Annotated in this window: 17 protein-coding genes; 12 read left to right on the top strand and 5 right to left on the bottom strand. The window is 64.3% G+C overall.

Annotated elements, in window-relative coordinates; translation table 11 throughout:
• Positions 1–21: 21 nt before the first annotated feature.
• Positions 22–687, top strand: a complete 666-nt coding sequence (rpe, locus tag HBA99_RS14090; RefSeq protein ID WP_070952590.1) for a ribulose-phosphate 3-epimerase — start codon at positions 22–24, stop codon at positions 685–687.
• A 1-nt stretch (position 688) separates the two neighbouring features.
• Positions 689–1,711 (top strand): bifunctional diaminohydroxyphosphoribosylaminopyrimidine deaminase/5-amino-6-(5-phosphoribosylamino)uracil reductase RibD, encoded by a 1,023-nt coding sequence (gene ribD, locus HBA99_RS14085; protein ID WP_070952589.1) that lies wholly within the window; start codon positions 689–691, stop codon positions 1,709–1,711.
• Here ribD and HBA99_RS14080 read toward each other — a convergent pair.
• A complete protein-coding gene (locus HBA99_RS14080) occupies positions 1,679–3,226 on the bottom strand; it encodes an MFS transporter (RefSeq protein ID WP_057967970.1) in 1,548 nt (515 codons plus the stop codon). The genes ribD and HBA99_RS14080 overlap by 33 nt on opposite strands.
• Positions 3,223–3,900, bottom strand: coding sequence for an LppX_LprAFG lipoprotein (locus tag HBA99_RS14075; RefSeq protein ID WP_070952646.1), 678 nt, complete (start codon positions 3,898–3,900; stop codon positions 3,223–3,225). Before HBA99_RS14075 ends, HBA99_RS14080 begins: the two co-directional genes overlap by 4 nt.
• Before the next feature lie 171 nt (positions 3,901–4,071).
• Between HBA99_RS14075 and HBA99_RS14070 the strand changes: the two genes are divergently transcribed.
• The 4 genes from HBA99_RS14070 (at position 4,072) to HBA99_RS14055 (ending at position 7,519) form a co-directional block, all read left to right on the top strand.
• Positions 4,072–4,812, top strand: coding sequence for an Rv1815 family serine proteinase (locus HBA99_RS14070; protein WP_064408983.1), 741 nt, complete (start codon positions 4,072–4,074; stop codon positions 4,810–4,812).
• 153 nt (positions 4,813–4,965) lie between these two features.
• On the top strand, positions 4,966–5,832 hold the full coding sequence (locus tag HBA99_RS14065) for a MetQ/NlpA family ABC transporter substrate-binding protein (RefSeq protein WP_070952588.1): 867 nt from the start codon (positions 4,966–4,968) through the stop codon (positions 5,830–5,832).
• Positions 5,829–6,860, top strand: a complete 1,032-nt coding sequence (locus HBA99_RS14060) for a methionine ABC transporter ATP-binding protein (protein WP_030093523.1) — start codon at positions 5,829–5,831, stop codon at positions 6,858–6,860. The genes HBA99_RS14065 and HBA99_RS14060 overlap by 4 nt, the downstream gene beginning before the upstream one ends.
• Positions 6,857–7,519 (top strand): methionine ABC transporter permease, encoded by a 663-nt coding sequence (locus tag HBA99_RS14055; protein ID WP_057967972.1) that lies wholly within the window; start codon positions 6,857–6,859, stop codon positions 7,517–7,519. Before HBA99_RS14060 ends, HBA99_RS14055 begins: the two co-directional genes overlap by 4 nt.
• Here HBA99_RS14055 and HBA99_RS14050 read toward each other — a convergent pair whose 3' ends face one another.
• From HBA99_RS14050 to HBA99_RS14040, 3 genes are all read right to left on the bottom strand, one after another.
• A complete protein-coding gene (locus HBA99_RS14050; RefSeq protein ID WP_070952587.1) occupies positions 7,520–8,248 on the bottom strand; it encodes a hypothetical protein in 729 nt (242 codons plus the stop codon).
• Between the two features lie 42 nt (positions 8,249–8,290).
• Positions 8,291–8,980 carry an MspA family porin gene (locus HBA99_RS14045; RefSeq protein WP_064408980.1) on the bottom strand — a complete coding sequence of 230 codons (690 nt, stop codon included), beginning with the start codon at positions 8,978–8,980 and terminating at the stop codon, positions 8,291–8,293.
• A gap of 62 nt (positions 8,981–9,042) precedes the next feature.
• Positions 9,043–9,720 (bottom strand): MspA family porin, encoded by a 678-nt coding sequence (locus HBA99_RS14040; protein WP_057965947.1) that lies wholly within the window; start codon positions 9,718–9,720, stop codon positions 9,043–9,045.
• A gap of 442 nt (positions 9,721–10,162) precedes the next feature.
• Between HBA99_RS14040 and HBA99_RS14035 the strand changes: the two genes are divergently transcribed.
• From HBA99_RS14035 to HBA99_RS14010, 6 genes are all read left to right on the top strand, one after another.
• Positions 10,163–10,729 carry a hypothetical protein gene (locus tag HBA99_RS14035; RefSeq protein WP_070920044.1) on the top strand — a complete coding sequence of 189 codons (567 nt, stop codon included), beginning with the start codon at positions 10,163–10,165 and terminating at the stop codon, positions 10,727–10,729.
• 28 nt (positions 10,730–10,757) lie between these two features.
• A complete protein-coding gene (locus HBA99_RS14030) occupies positions 10,758–11,354 on the top strand; it encodes a riboflavin synthase (RefSeq protein ID WP_030093517.1) in 597 nt (198 codons plus the stop codon).
• Positions 11,355–11,450: 96 nt separating this feature from the next.
• Positions 11,451–12,704, top strand: a complete 1,254-nt coding sequence (locus tag HBA99_RS14025) for a bifunctional 3,4-dihydroxy-2-butanone-4-phosphate synthase/GTP cyclohydrolase II (RefSeq protein ID WP_030093516.1) — start codon at positions 11,451–11,453, stop codon at positions 12,702–12,704.
• Positions 12,701–13,189, top strand: coding sequence for a 6,7-dimethyl-8-ribityllumazine synthase (ribH, locus tag HBA99_RS14020; protein ID WP_030093515.1), 489 nt, complete (start codon positions 12,701–12,703; stop codon positions 13,187–13,189). Before HBA99_RS14025 ends, ribH begins: the two co-directional genes overlap by 4 nt.
• Positions 13,186–13,656 (top strand): PH domain-containing protein, encoded by a 471-nt coding sequence (locus tag HBA99_RS14015; protein WP_057967996.1) that lies wholly within the window; start codon positions 13,186–13,188, stop codon positions 13,654–13,656. Before ribH ends, HBA99_RS14015 begins: the two co-directional genes overlap by 4 nt.
• 121 nt (positions 13,657–13,777) lie before the next feature.
• Positions 13,778–15,055, top strand: a complete 1,278-nt coding sequence (locus HBA99_RS14010; protein WP_070952645.1) for a sigma-54-dependent transcriptional regulator family protein — start codon at positions 13,778–13,780, stop codon at positions 15,053–15,055.
• The last annotated feature ends 72 nt before the right edge of the window (positions 15,056–15,127 follow it).

The raw sequence follows: 15,127 nt of genomic DNA, 5'->3' as shown, positions 1-15,127 counted from the left end.
GGCATGTCTCACCGCGCTCCCATGATCGCCCCGTCGATCCTGTCCGCCGATTTCGCACGTCTCGCCGATGAGATGGCGGCAGTGGAAGGAGCCGACTGGCTGCATGTGGACGTCATGGATGGGCACTTTGTACCCAATCTGACACTGGGTCTCCCCGTCGTCGACAGCCTGCTGGCCGCAACCGATATCCCAATCGACTGCCATCTGATGATCGACAATCCTGACCGGTGGGCGCCCGGATACGCCGAGGCGGGGGCGCACAATGTGACCTTCCATGCCGAGGCCACAGACAATCCCGTCGCCGTCGCCCGTGACATTCGGGCCGCGGGTGCCAAGGCTGGACTCAGCATCAAGCCGGGCACGCCTCTGGATCCATATCTGGAGGTGCTCAAGGACTTTGACACGCTGCTGGTGATGTCGGTGGAGCCGGGATTCGGCGGGCAATCCTTTATCGCGGGCGTGCTCGACAAGGTGCGCACGGTGCGTAAGCTCGTCGATTCCGGTGAACTGACGGTGCTCGTGGAGATCGACGGCGGCATCAATGCCGACACCATCGAGCTGGCAGCTGAGGCCGGTGTCGACTGTTTCGTGGCTGGTTCGGCCGTGTACGGGGCGCAAGACCCCCAAGCGGCGGTGCGGGCTTTGCGTGAGCAAGCTGCCAGGGCGGCAGCACATTTGGCCCGCTGATATGACCAACCCGATTGGCCTCGATGCCGCCATGGATCTGGCGATCCGGGCCGCCGAGGAAGTCAAGGGCAGTACCTATCCCAACCCGCCCGTGGGTGCGGTGATCCTGGATGCGGCGGGAGTGGTTGCCGGGGTTGGTGGCACCCGTCCGCCCGGACAGGAACACGCTGAGGTGGTGGCGCTGCGCCAGGCCGGTGATGCCGCGGCAGGCGGCACCGCTGTCGTGACCCTGGAGCCGTGCAATCACCAGGGAAGAACCGGCCCCTGCGTGGATGCGCTTGCAACTGCGGGTATTTCACGTGTTGTCTACGCCGTCGCCGATCCAAATCCACAGGCGGCCGGGGGAGCGGAGCGCTTGCGTGCGCTGGGTATCGACGTCATCGATGGTGTGGGCACTGAGCTGGTCTCGGCAGGAACGCTGCGCGAATGGTTGTACAAACAACGTACCGGTCGTCCCCACGTCACCTGGAAGTACGGCGCCAGTGTCGACGGGCGCAGCGCCGCCAATGACGGCACCAGTCAGTGGATCACCAGTGAGCAATCGCGAGCCGACGTGCACCGGCGCCGCGCGTTCGCCGATGCCGTTCTCGTGGGTACTGGCACCGTGTTCGCCGACGATCCGCAGCTCACCGCGCGCACGCCCGAGAACGTACTGTTTCCCTACCAGCCGCTGCGCGTCGTCATCGGCATGCGCGAGGTCTCCTCGGATGCAAAGGTATTGAACGACGACTCGCACACCATGGTGATCCGCACCCACGACCCGGCCGAGGTGCTTGCGGCGCTGGCGGACCGAACCGACATCTTCCTGGAGGGTGGACCGACGTTGGCCGGGGCCTTCCTGCGAGCCGGCCTGGTGGACCGAATCCTGGCCTACCTCGCCCCAATGCTGTTGGGTGGCAACGTCCCTGCCGTGGAGGACGTGGGCGTCACCACCCTGTCACGCGCGCTGCACTGGGAGTACGACCAGATCGAACGCATGGGACCCGACGTGCTACTGAGCCTCGTTCCCCGCCTTGCGGTGTGAACCGATGAAGAGCGCGATCACCGCGCCGATCACACAGACGATTGCCGTGATCGCGAACATCTCGCTGTACATCTCGCTGTAGGCGGTGATGCTGCGGTTCAGGAGCCGCATTTGTAGCTCCATGAAATTCGGCTTTCCGGTCGGCTTGGGTTCCTTGGCGGCCAGCGCATCGAAGTTCTGGTAGAAGCGGTGAATACCCCAACCGCCGAGGGCAGCCATGCCGATGAGCATGCCCGTCATTCGAGCCACCACCACGAGTGCCGAGGCGATGCCGTGCTGAGCGGCGGGCACAACGCGGAGAGCCGCGGATGACAGCGGTCCGATCACCAGGCCCAGACCCACACCGGCGACCACCAGGTCGGTGTCGAGCCGGGGCAGCGTGAAGAGCCCGAAGTTGTGCACGGCATCCAACACATCTACCGGCCAACCGGAGATCAGGTAGTACCCGAACGCGGCGATGAGCAGGCCGATGACGGCGATGATCCGATCGCCGAATCGGGTCGCGAGCCAGCCGCCGATCACCGCCCCGATCGGCAGTGCGACAAGGAAGCGGGACAACAGGAAGACCGCGTCGGCCTTGTTCATCTGCAGCACTCCCTGCCCGAGCAGCTCGATGTTGACCAGTGTCACCATCAACGCCGCACCGGCGGCCAGGGACGCGGCCAACGCCGCGAAGAACGGGCCGAACCGCACGCCTTCTGGCTTGATCAGCCGGGTTTTGGCCCGCGATTCCCAGAGGATGAACGCCAGGAATGCGACCCCAGATCCGATCAGAACCGGCAGGGCCCACTCGGGTAGTGCCGAGACTTTCGGATCGGGGCTGTACAAGCCCACCACCAGCAGCGCCAATGCGGCGGCCAGCAGTGCGCCCCCGACGACGTCCACCTTCGGCCGATTCGGGTCGTGCTGGTGCGCGGGCACGCTGAACTGGACTAACACGATGGCGATGATCGCCAACGGCACGTTGACCCAGAAGATGGCGGTCCAGTGGCCGAACAGCCATACGCACAGCACGCCGTACAGGGGGCCGAGCACGCTGCCCAGTTCCTGGGCGGCACCGATACCGCCGAGAACGGTCGCGCGATTGCGTTGCGCCCACAGATCGGCGCCCAGAGCCAGCGTGACTGGAAGCAGCGCGCCACTGGCCACACCCTGAATGATGCGGCCCGTGACCAGCATCGTCAGGTCGGTAGACAGCGCCGTGACGATCGAACCGATCGCGAAGCCCGCCAGCGCCAGCTGCAGGATGAGACGACGGCCGAATCGGTCGGAGGCCTGTCCCAGCAGCGGCATCGCGGCGATATATCCGAGTAGGTAACCCGTGACGATCGGAGTGACCTGCTGGATGTTGTTCAGCGCGATGCCGACGGTAGTCATGATGTCGGTGAAGACACTGACTACGACGTAGGTGTCCAGGGCGCCCAGGAGCACCGCCAGGCTTCCGGCGCCGATGGCGATGCTGCGATGCCGCAGAGGTAGGGAGGTACCGGGCTCCTCCGTCGCTGTGTGCGTCACAGGGCGGGCTTGTCGACCGTGACCGGCTTGCCCCAGTCGGACAACGACATCTCGATGGTGTTACCCGGCGAGGTGTCGACGCTGATCTTGGTCAGCAGGTGCTTGTCGTCCTTCTGGATCCACGCCTTGGCCGGAATGTCGGCGGTGAGCGTGGTGCCGCCGGTGAAGGTGTTCAGGGCGTCCTTGTTCATCGTTCCGGTCACGAGAACCGAATCGACACCGTCGACGGTCTCGACCTTTTGGGACTTGGCATCGGTGATGTTCGACAGCAGGTTGGCCAGCCCCTTGTTGGGATCCAGGATCAGCCCGATGTCGTAGATGTCCTTGACCGGTCCCATGCTGGAGTACGCGCTGCCGAGCTGCGCGAACAGCTCGCCGTCGACCACGATGAACGGCAGTTCCAGCCCCCCGGTCTTGGCGGTGCCCTTGGCGGCCACGGCGGGTGTGGTGGTCAGATCACCGGTCAGGTCCGACAGCTTGAGGGTCGGCTTGTCGCCGGTGACCTTGAGCACGATGTGCGTGCTGGTCTGGGTCTTGGTGGTGGCCGCCGATTCGCTGAGCAGCGTGGCGGCCTCGGGCAGGCTGGGGTCGGCCTTCTCGGTCTTGGAGCAGCCGGCCAGGGCGATGGCGGCGACGGCTACGGGGATAAGGGCGAGTCGGATGCGGTTGCGCATGGGACCGATCGTAGAGGCTGACCGCGACCACTGGGAGGCTCGCGACACAACGACGTTGCTGGCGATGAAATTGACACCCCAGCAATCCGACGCCATGCTCATTTGCAGGGCGGGATTGTCAACCGAGGGCTGGTTGTGGTGAAAAACGTGAGCAGAGCACTGGCATGTGGCATGTCCACGGTCGCCGCTGCCGCCGGCATTCTCGTTGCTTCACCTGCGCTTTCATTCGCCGATCCAGCCTCGGAAACTCCGCCCAAGATTGTCGCTTTCCCGGGCATGTCGATTGTCCAGGGGGATAGCCGTTGCACGCTCGGCTACGTCGATCCGATATCGCGAATCGGTCTGACGGCGGGACATTGCAACGCCACCGGAGCGGTCACCGATCTGGGAGGGAACCGTGTCGGCGAGGTGCTGCTGATGAGCCGGAACCTGCCAACAGGCGGAGCGATCGGCCCCGGCGACGTCGTCTCGGACTATGAGGGCATCACGTTCGCGCCCGGGGTCGAGCTGAGCAGCAACCTGCCCAACGGGGTTGCGCTGCGCATGACCCAGAACGCGGGCCCCGAACCCGGGCTCCCGGTGTGTCTGATGGGCTCGGTGTCGGGCGAGACGTGCGGCAAGGTCGATGCGATCAACAACGGCTGGTTCACCATGACGGATGTCGGTGGGCAACACGGTGATTCGGGTGGTCCGGTGTACACCATCACCCAGCCCGGCCAGGCATTGCTGGTCGGCATCTACTCGCTGCGGTGGGGTGGAAAGCCCGCGGCCATGTCCTGGTCGGCGATATCCGCACAGATGCAGTCGCAGTTGGTGGCGCAGATCCCGGCTGCCGGGCCGGGTAACGGCGGTCCACCGCTGCCTGCCATGCCCACCCCGCCGCCGGTCGACCCGGTGCCCGCCGCGGCCTAGGCTTCGCCGGCTCATTTCGCGTTCGTACAGGGCGCATTGCGTTTTCTATTCTGGTACTGTGGCGCCGTTCTGGGGCCATTATTAAATTTGCTGAGCCTTCAGAAATTCCACAATGTCAACCATTGTGATCACACTGAATTTTGGAAGGTAGACATGAAGCGCATTGCCATTGCTCTCGCAGCCGTCGCGATAGCCATGGGGACTGTAGGGTGCTCCGCGAGCGACGATCGTGGGGGAAACATCGTGCGTATCGGTACCACAGAGGCGGGTAAAGACTCGTGGGACGTCTTTGTCGAGGAAGCGGGGAAGGCGGGAATCAAACTCGTCACCACCAACTTCACCGACTACAGCCAGCCCAATGTGGCACTCACCCAAAAACAGATCGATGTGAATCTATTCCAGCACCTTCGTTTCCTGGGTGAATACAACGTTGCCGATAACGCGAATCTTGCGCCGGTCGGTGCCACCTATATCGTGCCGCTCGGACTCTATTCGCAGAAGCACAAGCTGATTGCGGACATTCCACAAGGCGGACAGATCGCGATTCCCAACGACCCGCCCAACCAGGCGCGCGCGCTGTTCGTGTTGAAGGCGGCCGGGCTCATCGCGCTCAAGAGCGGCCGTACGACACCGAGTGTGGCCGATATCGACAAGGGTGCCTCCAGGGTCACCGTGACGCTGGTGGACGCGGCGCAGACCGCGCTGTCTCTCAAGTCGACCGATGGCGCCGTCATCAACAACACCTATCTGGCGCAGTCGAATATCGACCCCAAGAGCGCGCTCTACGCCGATGACCCGGCCAGTCCGGGCGCCGAGCCGTACATCAACGTCATCGTTGCGCGCGATGAGGAGAAGGACAATCCGACCTATCAGAAACTCGTCGATGTCTTCCATTCCCCGGCCGTCACCGAGGCATACGCCAAGGAGAGCAAGGGAACTCAACTGACCGTGACAAAGAGTGGCCAGGACTGCGCGTCGATTCTGGCGAGGATCGAGCAGCAGATCCGCGCCGAGAAATGACGGGAGCGGCGCCGCTCATCCGGTTCGAGAACGTCAGCAAGACGTTTCGGGTGGGCAAGAAGACCGTCACCGCCGTCGATGACGTGTCGCTGGACATCGACGCGGGCGACGTGTTCGCCATGATCGGTTACTCGGGGGCGGGGAAGAGCACCCTGGTGCGTCTCATCAACGGACTGGAGCGACCCAGCTCTGGTCGGGTCGTGGTGGACGGAGCCGAGGTCAGTGCCCTCGGAGAGCGCGAATTGCGCAGTCTGCGCACCGATGTGGGCATGATCTTTCAGCAGTTCAATCTCTTTCGGTCCCGGACCGTGGCGGGAAACATCGCCTACCCGCTGCGGGTGGCCGGGTGGACGGCCGAGAAGCGCACCGCGCGGGTCGCCGAGCTGCTGGAGTTCGTCGGCTTGGGTGAGAAGGCCAAGAGCTATCCGGATCAGCTTTCCGGTGGGCAGAAACAACGTGTCGGGATTGCGCGCGCACTCGCGACATCGCCGTCGATCCTGTTGGCCGACGAGGCCACCAGCGCTTTGGATCCCGAGACCACCGGCGATGTGCTGCAACTGCTGCGCACGGTGAACGACGAGTTCGGGGTCACCATCGTGGTGATCACCCATGAGATGGACGTGGTGCGTACGGTGGCCGATCGTGTCGCGGTTCTCGCCGATGGCAGGGTCGTCGAGTCCGGCACCGTTTTCGACGTCTTCTCGACTCCGCAGAGTGAGGCGGGTAAACGCTTCGTCGGCACGGTTCTGCAGAACACGCCGAGCGCCGCGGATGTCACCCGAATAGCTCAGCGGCACAAGGGAAGCATCGTCTCAGTGGAGATCAGCGAGGGTGTCCAGATAGGACCGGCGCTGGCGCGTGCCACCGAGCTCGGGGTGCGTTTCGAGGTGGTCTACGGAGGCATCACCACTCTTCAGTCGCGCTCCTTCGGCAATCTCACACTCGAGCTTGAGGGGCCTGATAGTCAAGTGGCACAGATTATTTCGGACCTATCCGCAGTGACGACCATCCAGCAGGTGAGGCGATGACGACGAATTGGGAGCGGTTGCGCCCACAATTGTTCGAAGCCTTTGGCGACACCCTGTACATGGTGTCGATCACCCTCGTGGTGGGCGGTGTCATCGGTCTGGGCCTGGGAGTGCTGCTGTACACCACCAGATCCGGTGGGCTGTTGCAGAACCGGGTGCTGCATACGCTGCTCAACGTAGTGGTGAACATCGTCCGGCCCATACCGTTCGTGGTGCTGATCGCCGCACTCGGACCGATCACACTTGGGGTGGTGGGGACGACCATCGGCACCACGGCGGTGGTGTTCGTGATGATCGTCGCGGCGTCTTTCGCGATTGCGCGCATCGTCGAACAGAACCTGGTGACCATCGACCCCGGGGTCATCGAGGCGGCGCGCGCAGTCGGTGCCGGGCCGTTGCGGATCATCCTGACGCTGCTGGTGCCGGAAGCGCTCGGGCCGTTGATACTCGGCTACACCTTTGTGCTCATCGGGATTGTGGACATGTCCGCGATGGCAGGTTTGGTGGGAGGTGGCGGTTTGGGCGATTTCGCGATCGTGCAGGGATATCAGCGTTTCAACTGGCAGGTGACAATCGTATCGACCGTCATCATCATCGCGCTGGTCCAGGCGGCGCAGTTCTTTGGAAACTATCTGGCGCGCAAGGCACTTCGGCGATAGTTACGCGGGAGGCGCAGGCGCGGCAGGTGCTGGCGCGGCGGCAGGTGCCGGCGGTGCCCCCGGCGCGGGAGCAGCGCCTTCGGGCGCCTCGGGCGGGGTCCAGTGCCACTGCTCGGGCGCGGGGCCTTGCGAGTCGTCACCCAAACCGGGAATGCGTGTTCCGGGAGGCGGGGCGGTACCGGGTAGCGGCTGGTTGAGCGATTCCTTGGTTCCGCGGCCCACGATGCCGCCTCGCCACTGACCGTCCTGAACGCCCCGAACGAGCCTGCCCAGATAGTCACCGCCGGAGATATCGGCCTTCTCTTCGCCGGGGTTCACCCCGTAGATCTCGCCCTTGCCGGGCTCTGCGGGTTTGAGGTTCTGTGGCAACAGGTACTCGTTGTTCAGCGCCCTCGTGTTCGGGGTGACGACGGGAGTCTCGACACCCGGTGCCGCGGGTGCTGCCGGTGCCGGATTCTGGCCGATCAGATTGGGATTACCCACGATCGCCAGATTGGTGGGTATGCCACCGGGGCCCTGCTCGGTGCCGGACAGGGCGAGCGGATTGCCGATCTGCGACGGCGGTGGCGGCTCCGGAGGGCCGGGAGGCGCCGCAGGGGCGGGCGCCGGAGCCGGGTCGGGTTCCCCGGGATCGGCTCCGGCGGTTGCCGCGGAGGAGAACAGCGCACTGGCGGCAAGAGCCGCAGCCACCCCGATCTTCACGATGGACGGACGATCGGGGTCTTTCATGGCTGCGTCTCCTCTGCGCTGGACTTGATCGGACGGTCTGAACTAGACGGTCTTCGTGACGCCGTAGTAGGCGACGATATCGTCGTTGTCCTTTGACGAGCTGGTCAGCACGGCGTACGAACGCAGGAACGACTGGCCGATGCAACCGTCGATCTTGATGTGCACGTCCTTGAGGGTGATGCGCACTTCGCTGCCCTTGTACTTCTTCTTGTCGACCGAAACGTTGATGACCTCACCGGGCTGGGGGTGCACCTCGATCTGGCCCTGAATGGGCAGGCCGAGGCTGCCGATGCCGCCGGTGGTCAAACCGACGTTCAGACCGATGGAGCCATTCAGCTTGACGGTGTTCAGGCTGATGCCGCAGCCGATCTGGTAGCCGGCTTCCAGCGTGCCGCCGGACAGCTTGGTGCTGCCGCCGCCCTTGGCCGAGCCGGTGAACGTGCCACCGGCGAGGTATTCGCGCGACGAGGTGGCGGTAGTCAGCGGTGGAATAGGCAGCTGGGTCTCATCCTTGGCGCCGACCGTCAGGGTCCAGCCGTCAGGGGTCTTGACGATGCCCGGATCTTCGGAGCCGACGACGCCGTTGTCCGGCGGGGGGCCGTCGGCGGGCGGCGGCGGGGCGTCGGCGACGGGCTGCACGGGTGGTGGGTCATCGGACGGGTCCGCCAGGGCGAACGGCGCCGACGCCGCGAGCGCGCACACGGCAGTCAGGGTGACGAGACTCTTGAGCATGGGAATGGGGCCTCTCGTGGTCTTTTGTGGTGGGACGGCTGAGTGAGTTTCGGTCATCAACGTCAGACGGCCTTGGTGACACCCATGTAGGTGACCACGTCATCGGTGTTTTCGGTTGAGCTGGTGAAGGTTGCGTACGACCGGATGAAGGACTGTCCGACGCAGCCGTCGATCTTGATGCGGAAGCCTGTAATGGTGGTGCGTGAGGTAGTGCCCTCGAAGGACTTCTTGTTCACCGGAACGATGGTCACCGTGCCGGGCCTCAGGCCGACCTTGATCTGGCCGACGACACCGGCGCTGGCCGAGGGGACACCCGCCATGCTGATAGAGGGCTGGAGGCTGACGCCACCCATCAGCTCCACCGGGCCACCGGTGATACCGCAGCCGATCTGGTAGCCGGCCTCCAACGTTCCACCGGCCAGCTTGGTCTTGCCGGAGCCCTTGACGCCACCGATGAAGGTGCCGCCCACCAGGTACTCGCGGGAGGACAGCGCCGTCGTGAGGGGCGCTACTGGCAGGATGGTTTCATCCTTGGCGGCGACGGCCAGGATCCAGCCGTCTGGGGTGGATAGGGTGCCCGGCTCTGCCGACTGCATGAAGCCATCGTCGACGGGCGGGGGAGGTGGTGCATCGGCCACCGGCTGCACGGGCGCCGGATCATCACCGGGTTCGGCCAGGGCGAGGGGCGCCGTCGCGGCGAGCGCGCATACAGCAGTCAGAGTGACAAGACTTTTCAGCATGGTGCGGTGGCGCCTCTCATTGTGTGGTGATGTCCATGACTTCTGTGAGGAAGCTGTCCCGACGAATGTTCAGGGTGCCGGATTGCTAAACGGTTAATGGACGGACAACAGTTATCGCCCAATGTCTATCCATTTCGTACGTCGGTACACACCATTCCAACCGCGATGATTTGAAACGCGAAAAGCCTTCTGCCTCGGCGATTGTGACGAAAACCACTGGTGTCGTTACCGTTTCGCGGCGGCTGTTTGGGACTACCCCGTAGGGGTATCCAGCACACTTTTCAACGGTCAGTCGAATTTCGCGCCGTATAACGGTTGTTCAACTTTCGTTCACACTTGTGACAATTCCGCAACTCACCATCGAATATCGGTGCCGCCCTAACGCGACGTCTTATGGAATTCCCGGTACGGTCACGGCACCAGAGAATCTGGAGAGGAATCGATGAGGTCACTACATCTGTGTCGCAAGGCGGTTGTGCCCACGCTGGTTGCGATCGGTATGGGGCTGACGGTTGTGCCGTCGGCGTATGCGGAGCCCGATCAGCCGGATCCGTCGGAACAACCCGCGCAGCAGACCGTGGTAGCGCCCGGACCCGCCATGGCGTCCGCGCCCGCGCCCACCTCCGATACCGCCACTCCGGCGGCGATCGAGGCGTGTGCCAAATTCGCGACGGCACTCGATTACGCCGCCACCAACTACTCCGACTTTGCCGACAACCTGGCCGGTATGGAGGGCAATTACAGCGACGTGTACGTCTCGTCCAGCAACGGCACGGGACGGGCCGCGCTCCGTGAAGCCGCCTCTTTCGCCAATGAGGCGGCAAATACTCCGGAGCTGGATCCGGCGATCGCCGATCCGATGCGTTCGTGGGCGACAAACGCCAACAAGCTCATGATCCTCATGGGCGTCCGGGCACCGGTCGACGGTGTCAACGGGAAGGCCAACGACCTGAATACCGACGCTCATAACGTTCAGATGGCCTGCGCGCTGGCGGGGACGCACGCTTAGCGCTGCGCGGCCGTCCTAGTCTGGTTCCATGTTCACTGGAATCGTTGAAGAGCTTGGCGAGGTCCTGGGCAGGGAGGATCTCGGCGACTCTGCCCGCCTCACTGTGCTCGGTCCGCTGGTTGTCGAGGATGCGAAACATGGCGACTCGATAGCCGTCAACGGCGTCTGCCTGACGGTGGTCGAGGTGCGCCCCGGCGGGGTCTTCACCACCGATGTCATGGGGGAAACGCTGTCGCGCTCGAGTCTGGACAAGATCGGGACCGGCACGAAGGTCAATCTTGAGCGCGCGGCCGCGGTCAACAGCCGACTCGGTGGGCACATCGTGCAGGGGCATGTCGACGGCACCGGGAACGTGCTCCTTCGCACTCCGTCGGAGAACTGGGAAGTGGTGCGCGTCTCACTGCCCGCGCAGGTGGCCAGGTACGTCGTCGAAAAGGGCTCGATCACCGTGGACGGGGTGTCTCTGACGGTGTCGGCGCTGGGGCCGGATTGGTTCGAGGTGTCGCTGATTCCGACCACATTGGGGTTGACGACGCTCGGATCTGCCGAGGTCGGGACGCCGGTGAACCTCGAAGTGGATGTCATCGCCAAGTACGTGGAACGCCTGCTCGAGCACCGTTCTTAGCTTCCCGGTTCCGCTGAGTGAACAGCGCTCGAATCGTTCGATTTGCGGTGGTTCATAATTAACATGCCCCACACGCCCCTAACGAGAGTGGTCCCCATGACCAGGTTGGACAGCATCGAACGCGCTGTCGCCGATATCGCCGCCGGTAAGGCCATCGTCGTCGTCGACGATGAGGATCGGGAGAACGAAGGCGATCTGATTTTCGCCGCGGAGAAGGCCACCCCGGAGTTGGTGGCGTTCATGGTGCGATACACGTCGGGCTACCTCTGCGTGCCGCTGGCCGGGGAGGATTGCGATCGCCTCGGACTGTTGCCTCAATACGCGGTGAATCAGGACAAGCACGGCACCGCGTACACGGTCACCGTCGACGCGAAAAATGGTATCGGGACCGGGATTTCGGCGTCTGATCGCGCGGCGACAATGAGGCTGCTGGCCGATGCGACGAGCGCACCCGATGACTTCACGAAGCCGGGTCACGTTGTTCCGTTGCGCGCCAAGGATGGTGGGGTGCTGCGGCGTCCGGGCCACACCGAGGCCTCGGTAGATCTGGCGAAGCTGGCGGGGCTACGGCCCGCCGCGGTGATCTGCGAGATCGTCAGCCAAAAAGACGAGGGCGCCATGGCCCAAACCGAGGAACTGCGGGTCTTCGCCGACGAACACAACCTTGCCCTGGTATCGATCGCGGACCTGATCGAGTGGCGCCGCAAGCACGAGAAGCATGTGGAGCGGATCGCTGAGGCGCGGATTCCCACTCAGCACGGAGAGTTCCGTGCGGTGGGCTACACGAGCATTTACGACGACGTCGAGCATGTGGCACTGGTGCTGGGCGATATTTCGGGGCCCGAAGGCGACGGCAATGACGTGTTGGTGCGGGTGCACTCTGAGTGTTTGACCGGTGACGTATTCGGTTCTCGCCGTTGTGATTGCGGTCCGCAGCTGGACGCGGCAATGGAGATGGTGGCCAAGGAGGGGCGTGGGATCGTGCTGTACATGCGCGGCCACGAGGGGCGCGGTATCGGCTTGATGCACAAGCTGCAGGCCTACCAATTGCAGGACGCCGGTGAGGACACCGTGGATGCGAACCTCAAGCTCGGTTTGCCTGCCGACGCGCGTGACTACGGTTTGGGCGCGCAGATTTTGGTGGACCTCGGGGTGAAGTCCATGCGCCTGCTGACCAACAATCCCGCCAAGCGTGTGGGGTTGGACGGGTACGGCCTGCACATCATCGAGCGGGTGCCCCTGCCGGTGCGCGCCAACTCGGAGAATATTCGATACCTGCGTACCAAGCGGGACCGGATGGGGCATGACCTGGCGGATCTTGACGATCACCCTGAGGCCGACGGCGCGTGAGCGGCGAAGGCATCCCGTCACTGAAGGTCGGTGACGCATCGAGTCTCAGCTTGGCGATAGTGGCCAGCACCTGGCACGACCAGATCTGTACCGCGCTGCTGGAGGGCGCCAAGCGGGTAGCAGCGGACGCGGGAATCGATCGTCCGACCGTGGTCCGGGTTCTGGGCGCCATCGAGATACCCGTCGTGGCGCAGGCGCTGGCCCGCACCCATGACGCCGTCGTTGCGCTCGGGGTCGTAATCCAAGGTGAGACACCGCATTTCAACTACGTGTGCGACGCGGTGACTACCGGCCTTACCCGTGTCTCGCTGGATACCAGCACACCGGTGGCCAACGGGGTGCTGACCGTGAACAACGAGCAGCAGGCCCTCGACCGTGCCGGTCTGCCGGAATCCTCCGAAGACAAGGGCGCCCAGGCGGCGGCGGCAGCGCTCGACACCGCGCTGACCCTGCGCCGGCTCCGTCAGCCGTGGACCGAGGCGTGACCGAATCGCCACGGGACGACGCTTGGGAACTCGTCCTCAAACCGCATCTCTCGCCGTACTTTGTGTACGCCGCCGCCTTCATCATCGCGGCCGCGCATGTCGCGGTGGGGGTGCTGCTCAAGATCTCGCCCAATAGTGGGGTGATCTTCAAGACCTCCGACCAGATCGGTATCGCGTTGGTGGGCTTTGTCATCGCGGGTGTGGTCCTCATGTTCGCGCGTCCGCGGGTACGTGCCGGTGTGGTGGGGATCGAGGTACGTAATGTGCTGGGTCCCAAACTCATCCCGTGGTCCGAGGTAGTCGGAGTCTCATTTCCCGCCGGTGCGCAGTGGGCACGGCTGGACCTGGACGACTACGAATACGAGCCGTTGATGGCGATTCAGGCCATCGACAAACAGCGGGCCGTCGACGCGATGGACGCGCTGCGCGGGTTGGTCGTCAAGTACACGGAGCCGTCCACGGCCTAGCCGGTATTGAGCGGGCCGGACGGCCATCTCACTCAGTTTCCGGTCCTGGCGGCGATGTCCACGTATCGTGGCAATACCGACCGTGCCTGCGAATATGGCCAGGGCAGAGAGCTTGGAGAACGTGGCGACTACGAGAACTACCGCGCGCCGCGGGGGTGTTCGGGCGTCGCTGGCGTCCGTACGTAACGCGCACGACCTCTTTGTGGCGGGCCAGGTAGACGGTTCGTATCTGGAATCGATACCGCTGCCGCGCCTTGTCACCGAAAGCTGGCAGCGGAGTCTGGCGACTGGCGTCGATCCCGACCGTGGTCCCGGCGAGGCGGCCGCCGCGCGGAGCCTGAGCGAGCTGCGCAGCAGTCATCCGCTGGCCGGCGCGCTGCCTGTCATCCGTCGTCTGCTCGTGGACCATGCCACGGACTCGGGCGTACTTGTCGGGGTTACCGCTGCTGACGGCGCACTGCTGTGGGTGGAAGGCGACGCGGGCGCGAGCCGCAAGGCGGCGTCGATGAACTTCGTGCCCGGTGCCGACTGGAGCGAGCGGGCCGTGGGCACGAACGCCCCCGGTACCGCCCTTGCCCTGGATCGGGAGGTGCAGATCCGTGGCAGCGAGCATTTCTGCAGGTTGGTCCGGCCATGGTCGTGCACCGCGGTGCCGATACACGACCCGCTGACCGGTGAGCCCCTGGGAAGCATCGATCTCACCGGCGGTTCGGCCGTTGCATCGGCCCAGACGCTGGCCTTGGTCCGTGCGACGGCAGTCGCCGTTGAGCATTTCATCGCCCTGAACTACCCGCGGCGGGGCCAGCCGGAAAGTGATGCCGAACCGCGTGTGACGCTGCTCGGCGCTGACCGCCCGATTTTGCGCACCGACGGAGGACAGCGCCGGCTGTCCGGTCGCCATGCCGAGATCATGGCGCTATTGCTGCGCCACCCGGAGGGTCTGAGCGCCGACCATCTGGCGATACTGCTCGACGAAAATGATCTCGACGTCGTCACCATCCGCGCCGAAATGTCGCGATTGCGGCGCATCGTGGGGGACGAGTTGATCGGGTCCCGCCCGTACCGGCTGCTCGAACAGGTGGGAAGCGATATGGGTGATGTTTTCGCCGCGCTTCGATCCGGAGATATCGCCAGGGCGATGGACCACTACTCGGGCCAGCTGTTGCCGCGTTCGGCGGCGCCGGCCGTTGCGCGGCTGCGCCTGGAGCTGAGCACTAGTCTTCGCGGCGCTGTGCTTGCCGACGGTGATCTGCAGCTGCTGCGCCGTTGGCTCGACCTGCCGGAAGCGCGCGATGACCGCCAGGGATGGCAGGCGCTGCACGATCATCATGGTGCGGGCGTTGTCGGCCGCTCCGCAGCGCGCGGCCACCTCATTGCGTTGGACTCCGATCTCGCCTGAGCACCGCCACTGCTGGCCGAAAGTTGCAACCGTGCTGCAACGGGCCAAAACCTACCTTCAGTGATCACCGAC

The organism is Mycobacteroides chelonae, assembly GCF_016767715.1.
In the GTDB taxonomy this organism is placed as follows: domain Bacteria; phylum Actinomycetota; class Actinomycetes; order Mycobacteriales; family Mycobacteriaceae; genus Mycobacterium; species Mycobacterium gwanakae.
The sequence above is the reverse complement of the archived record's forward strand: the minus strand, read 5'-3'. Positions and strand labels throughout refer to the sequence as shown.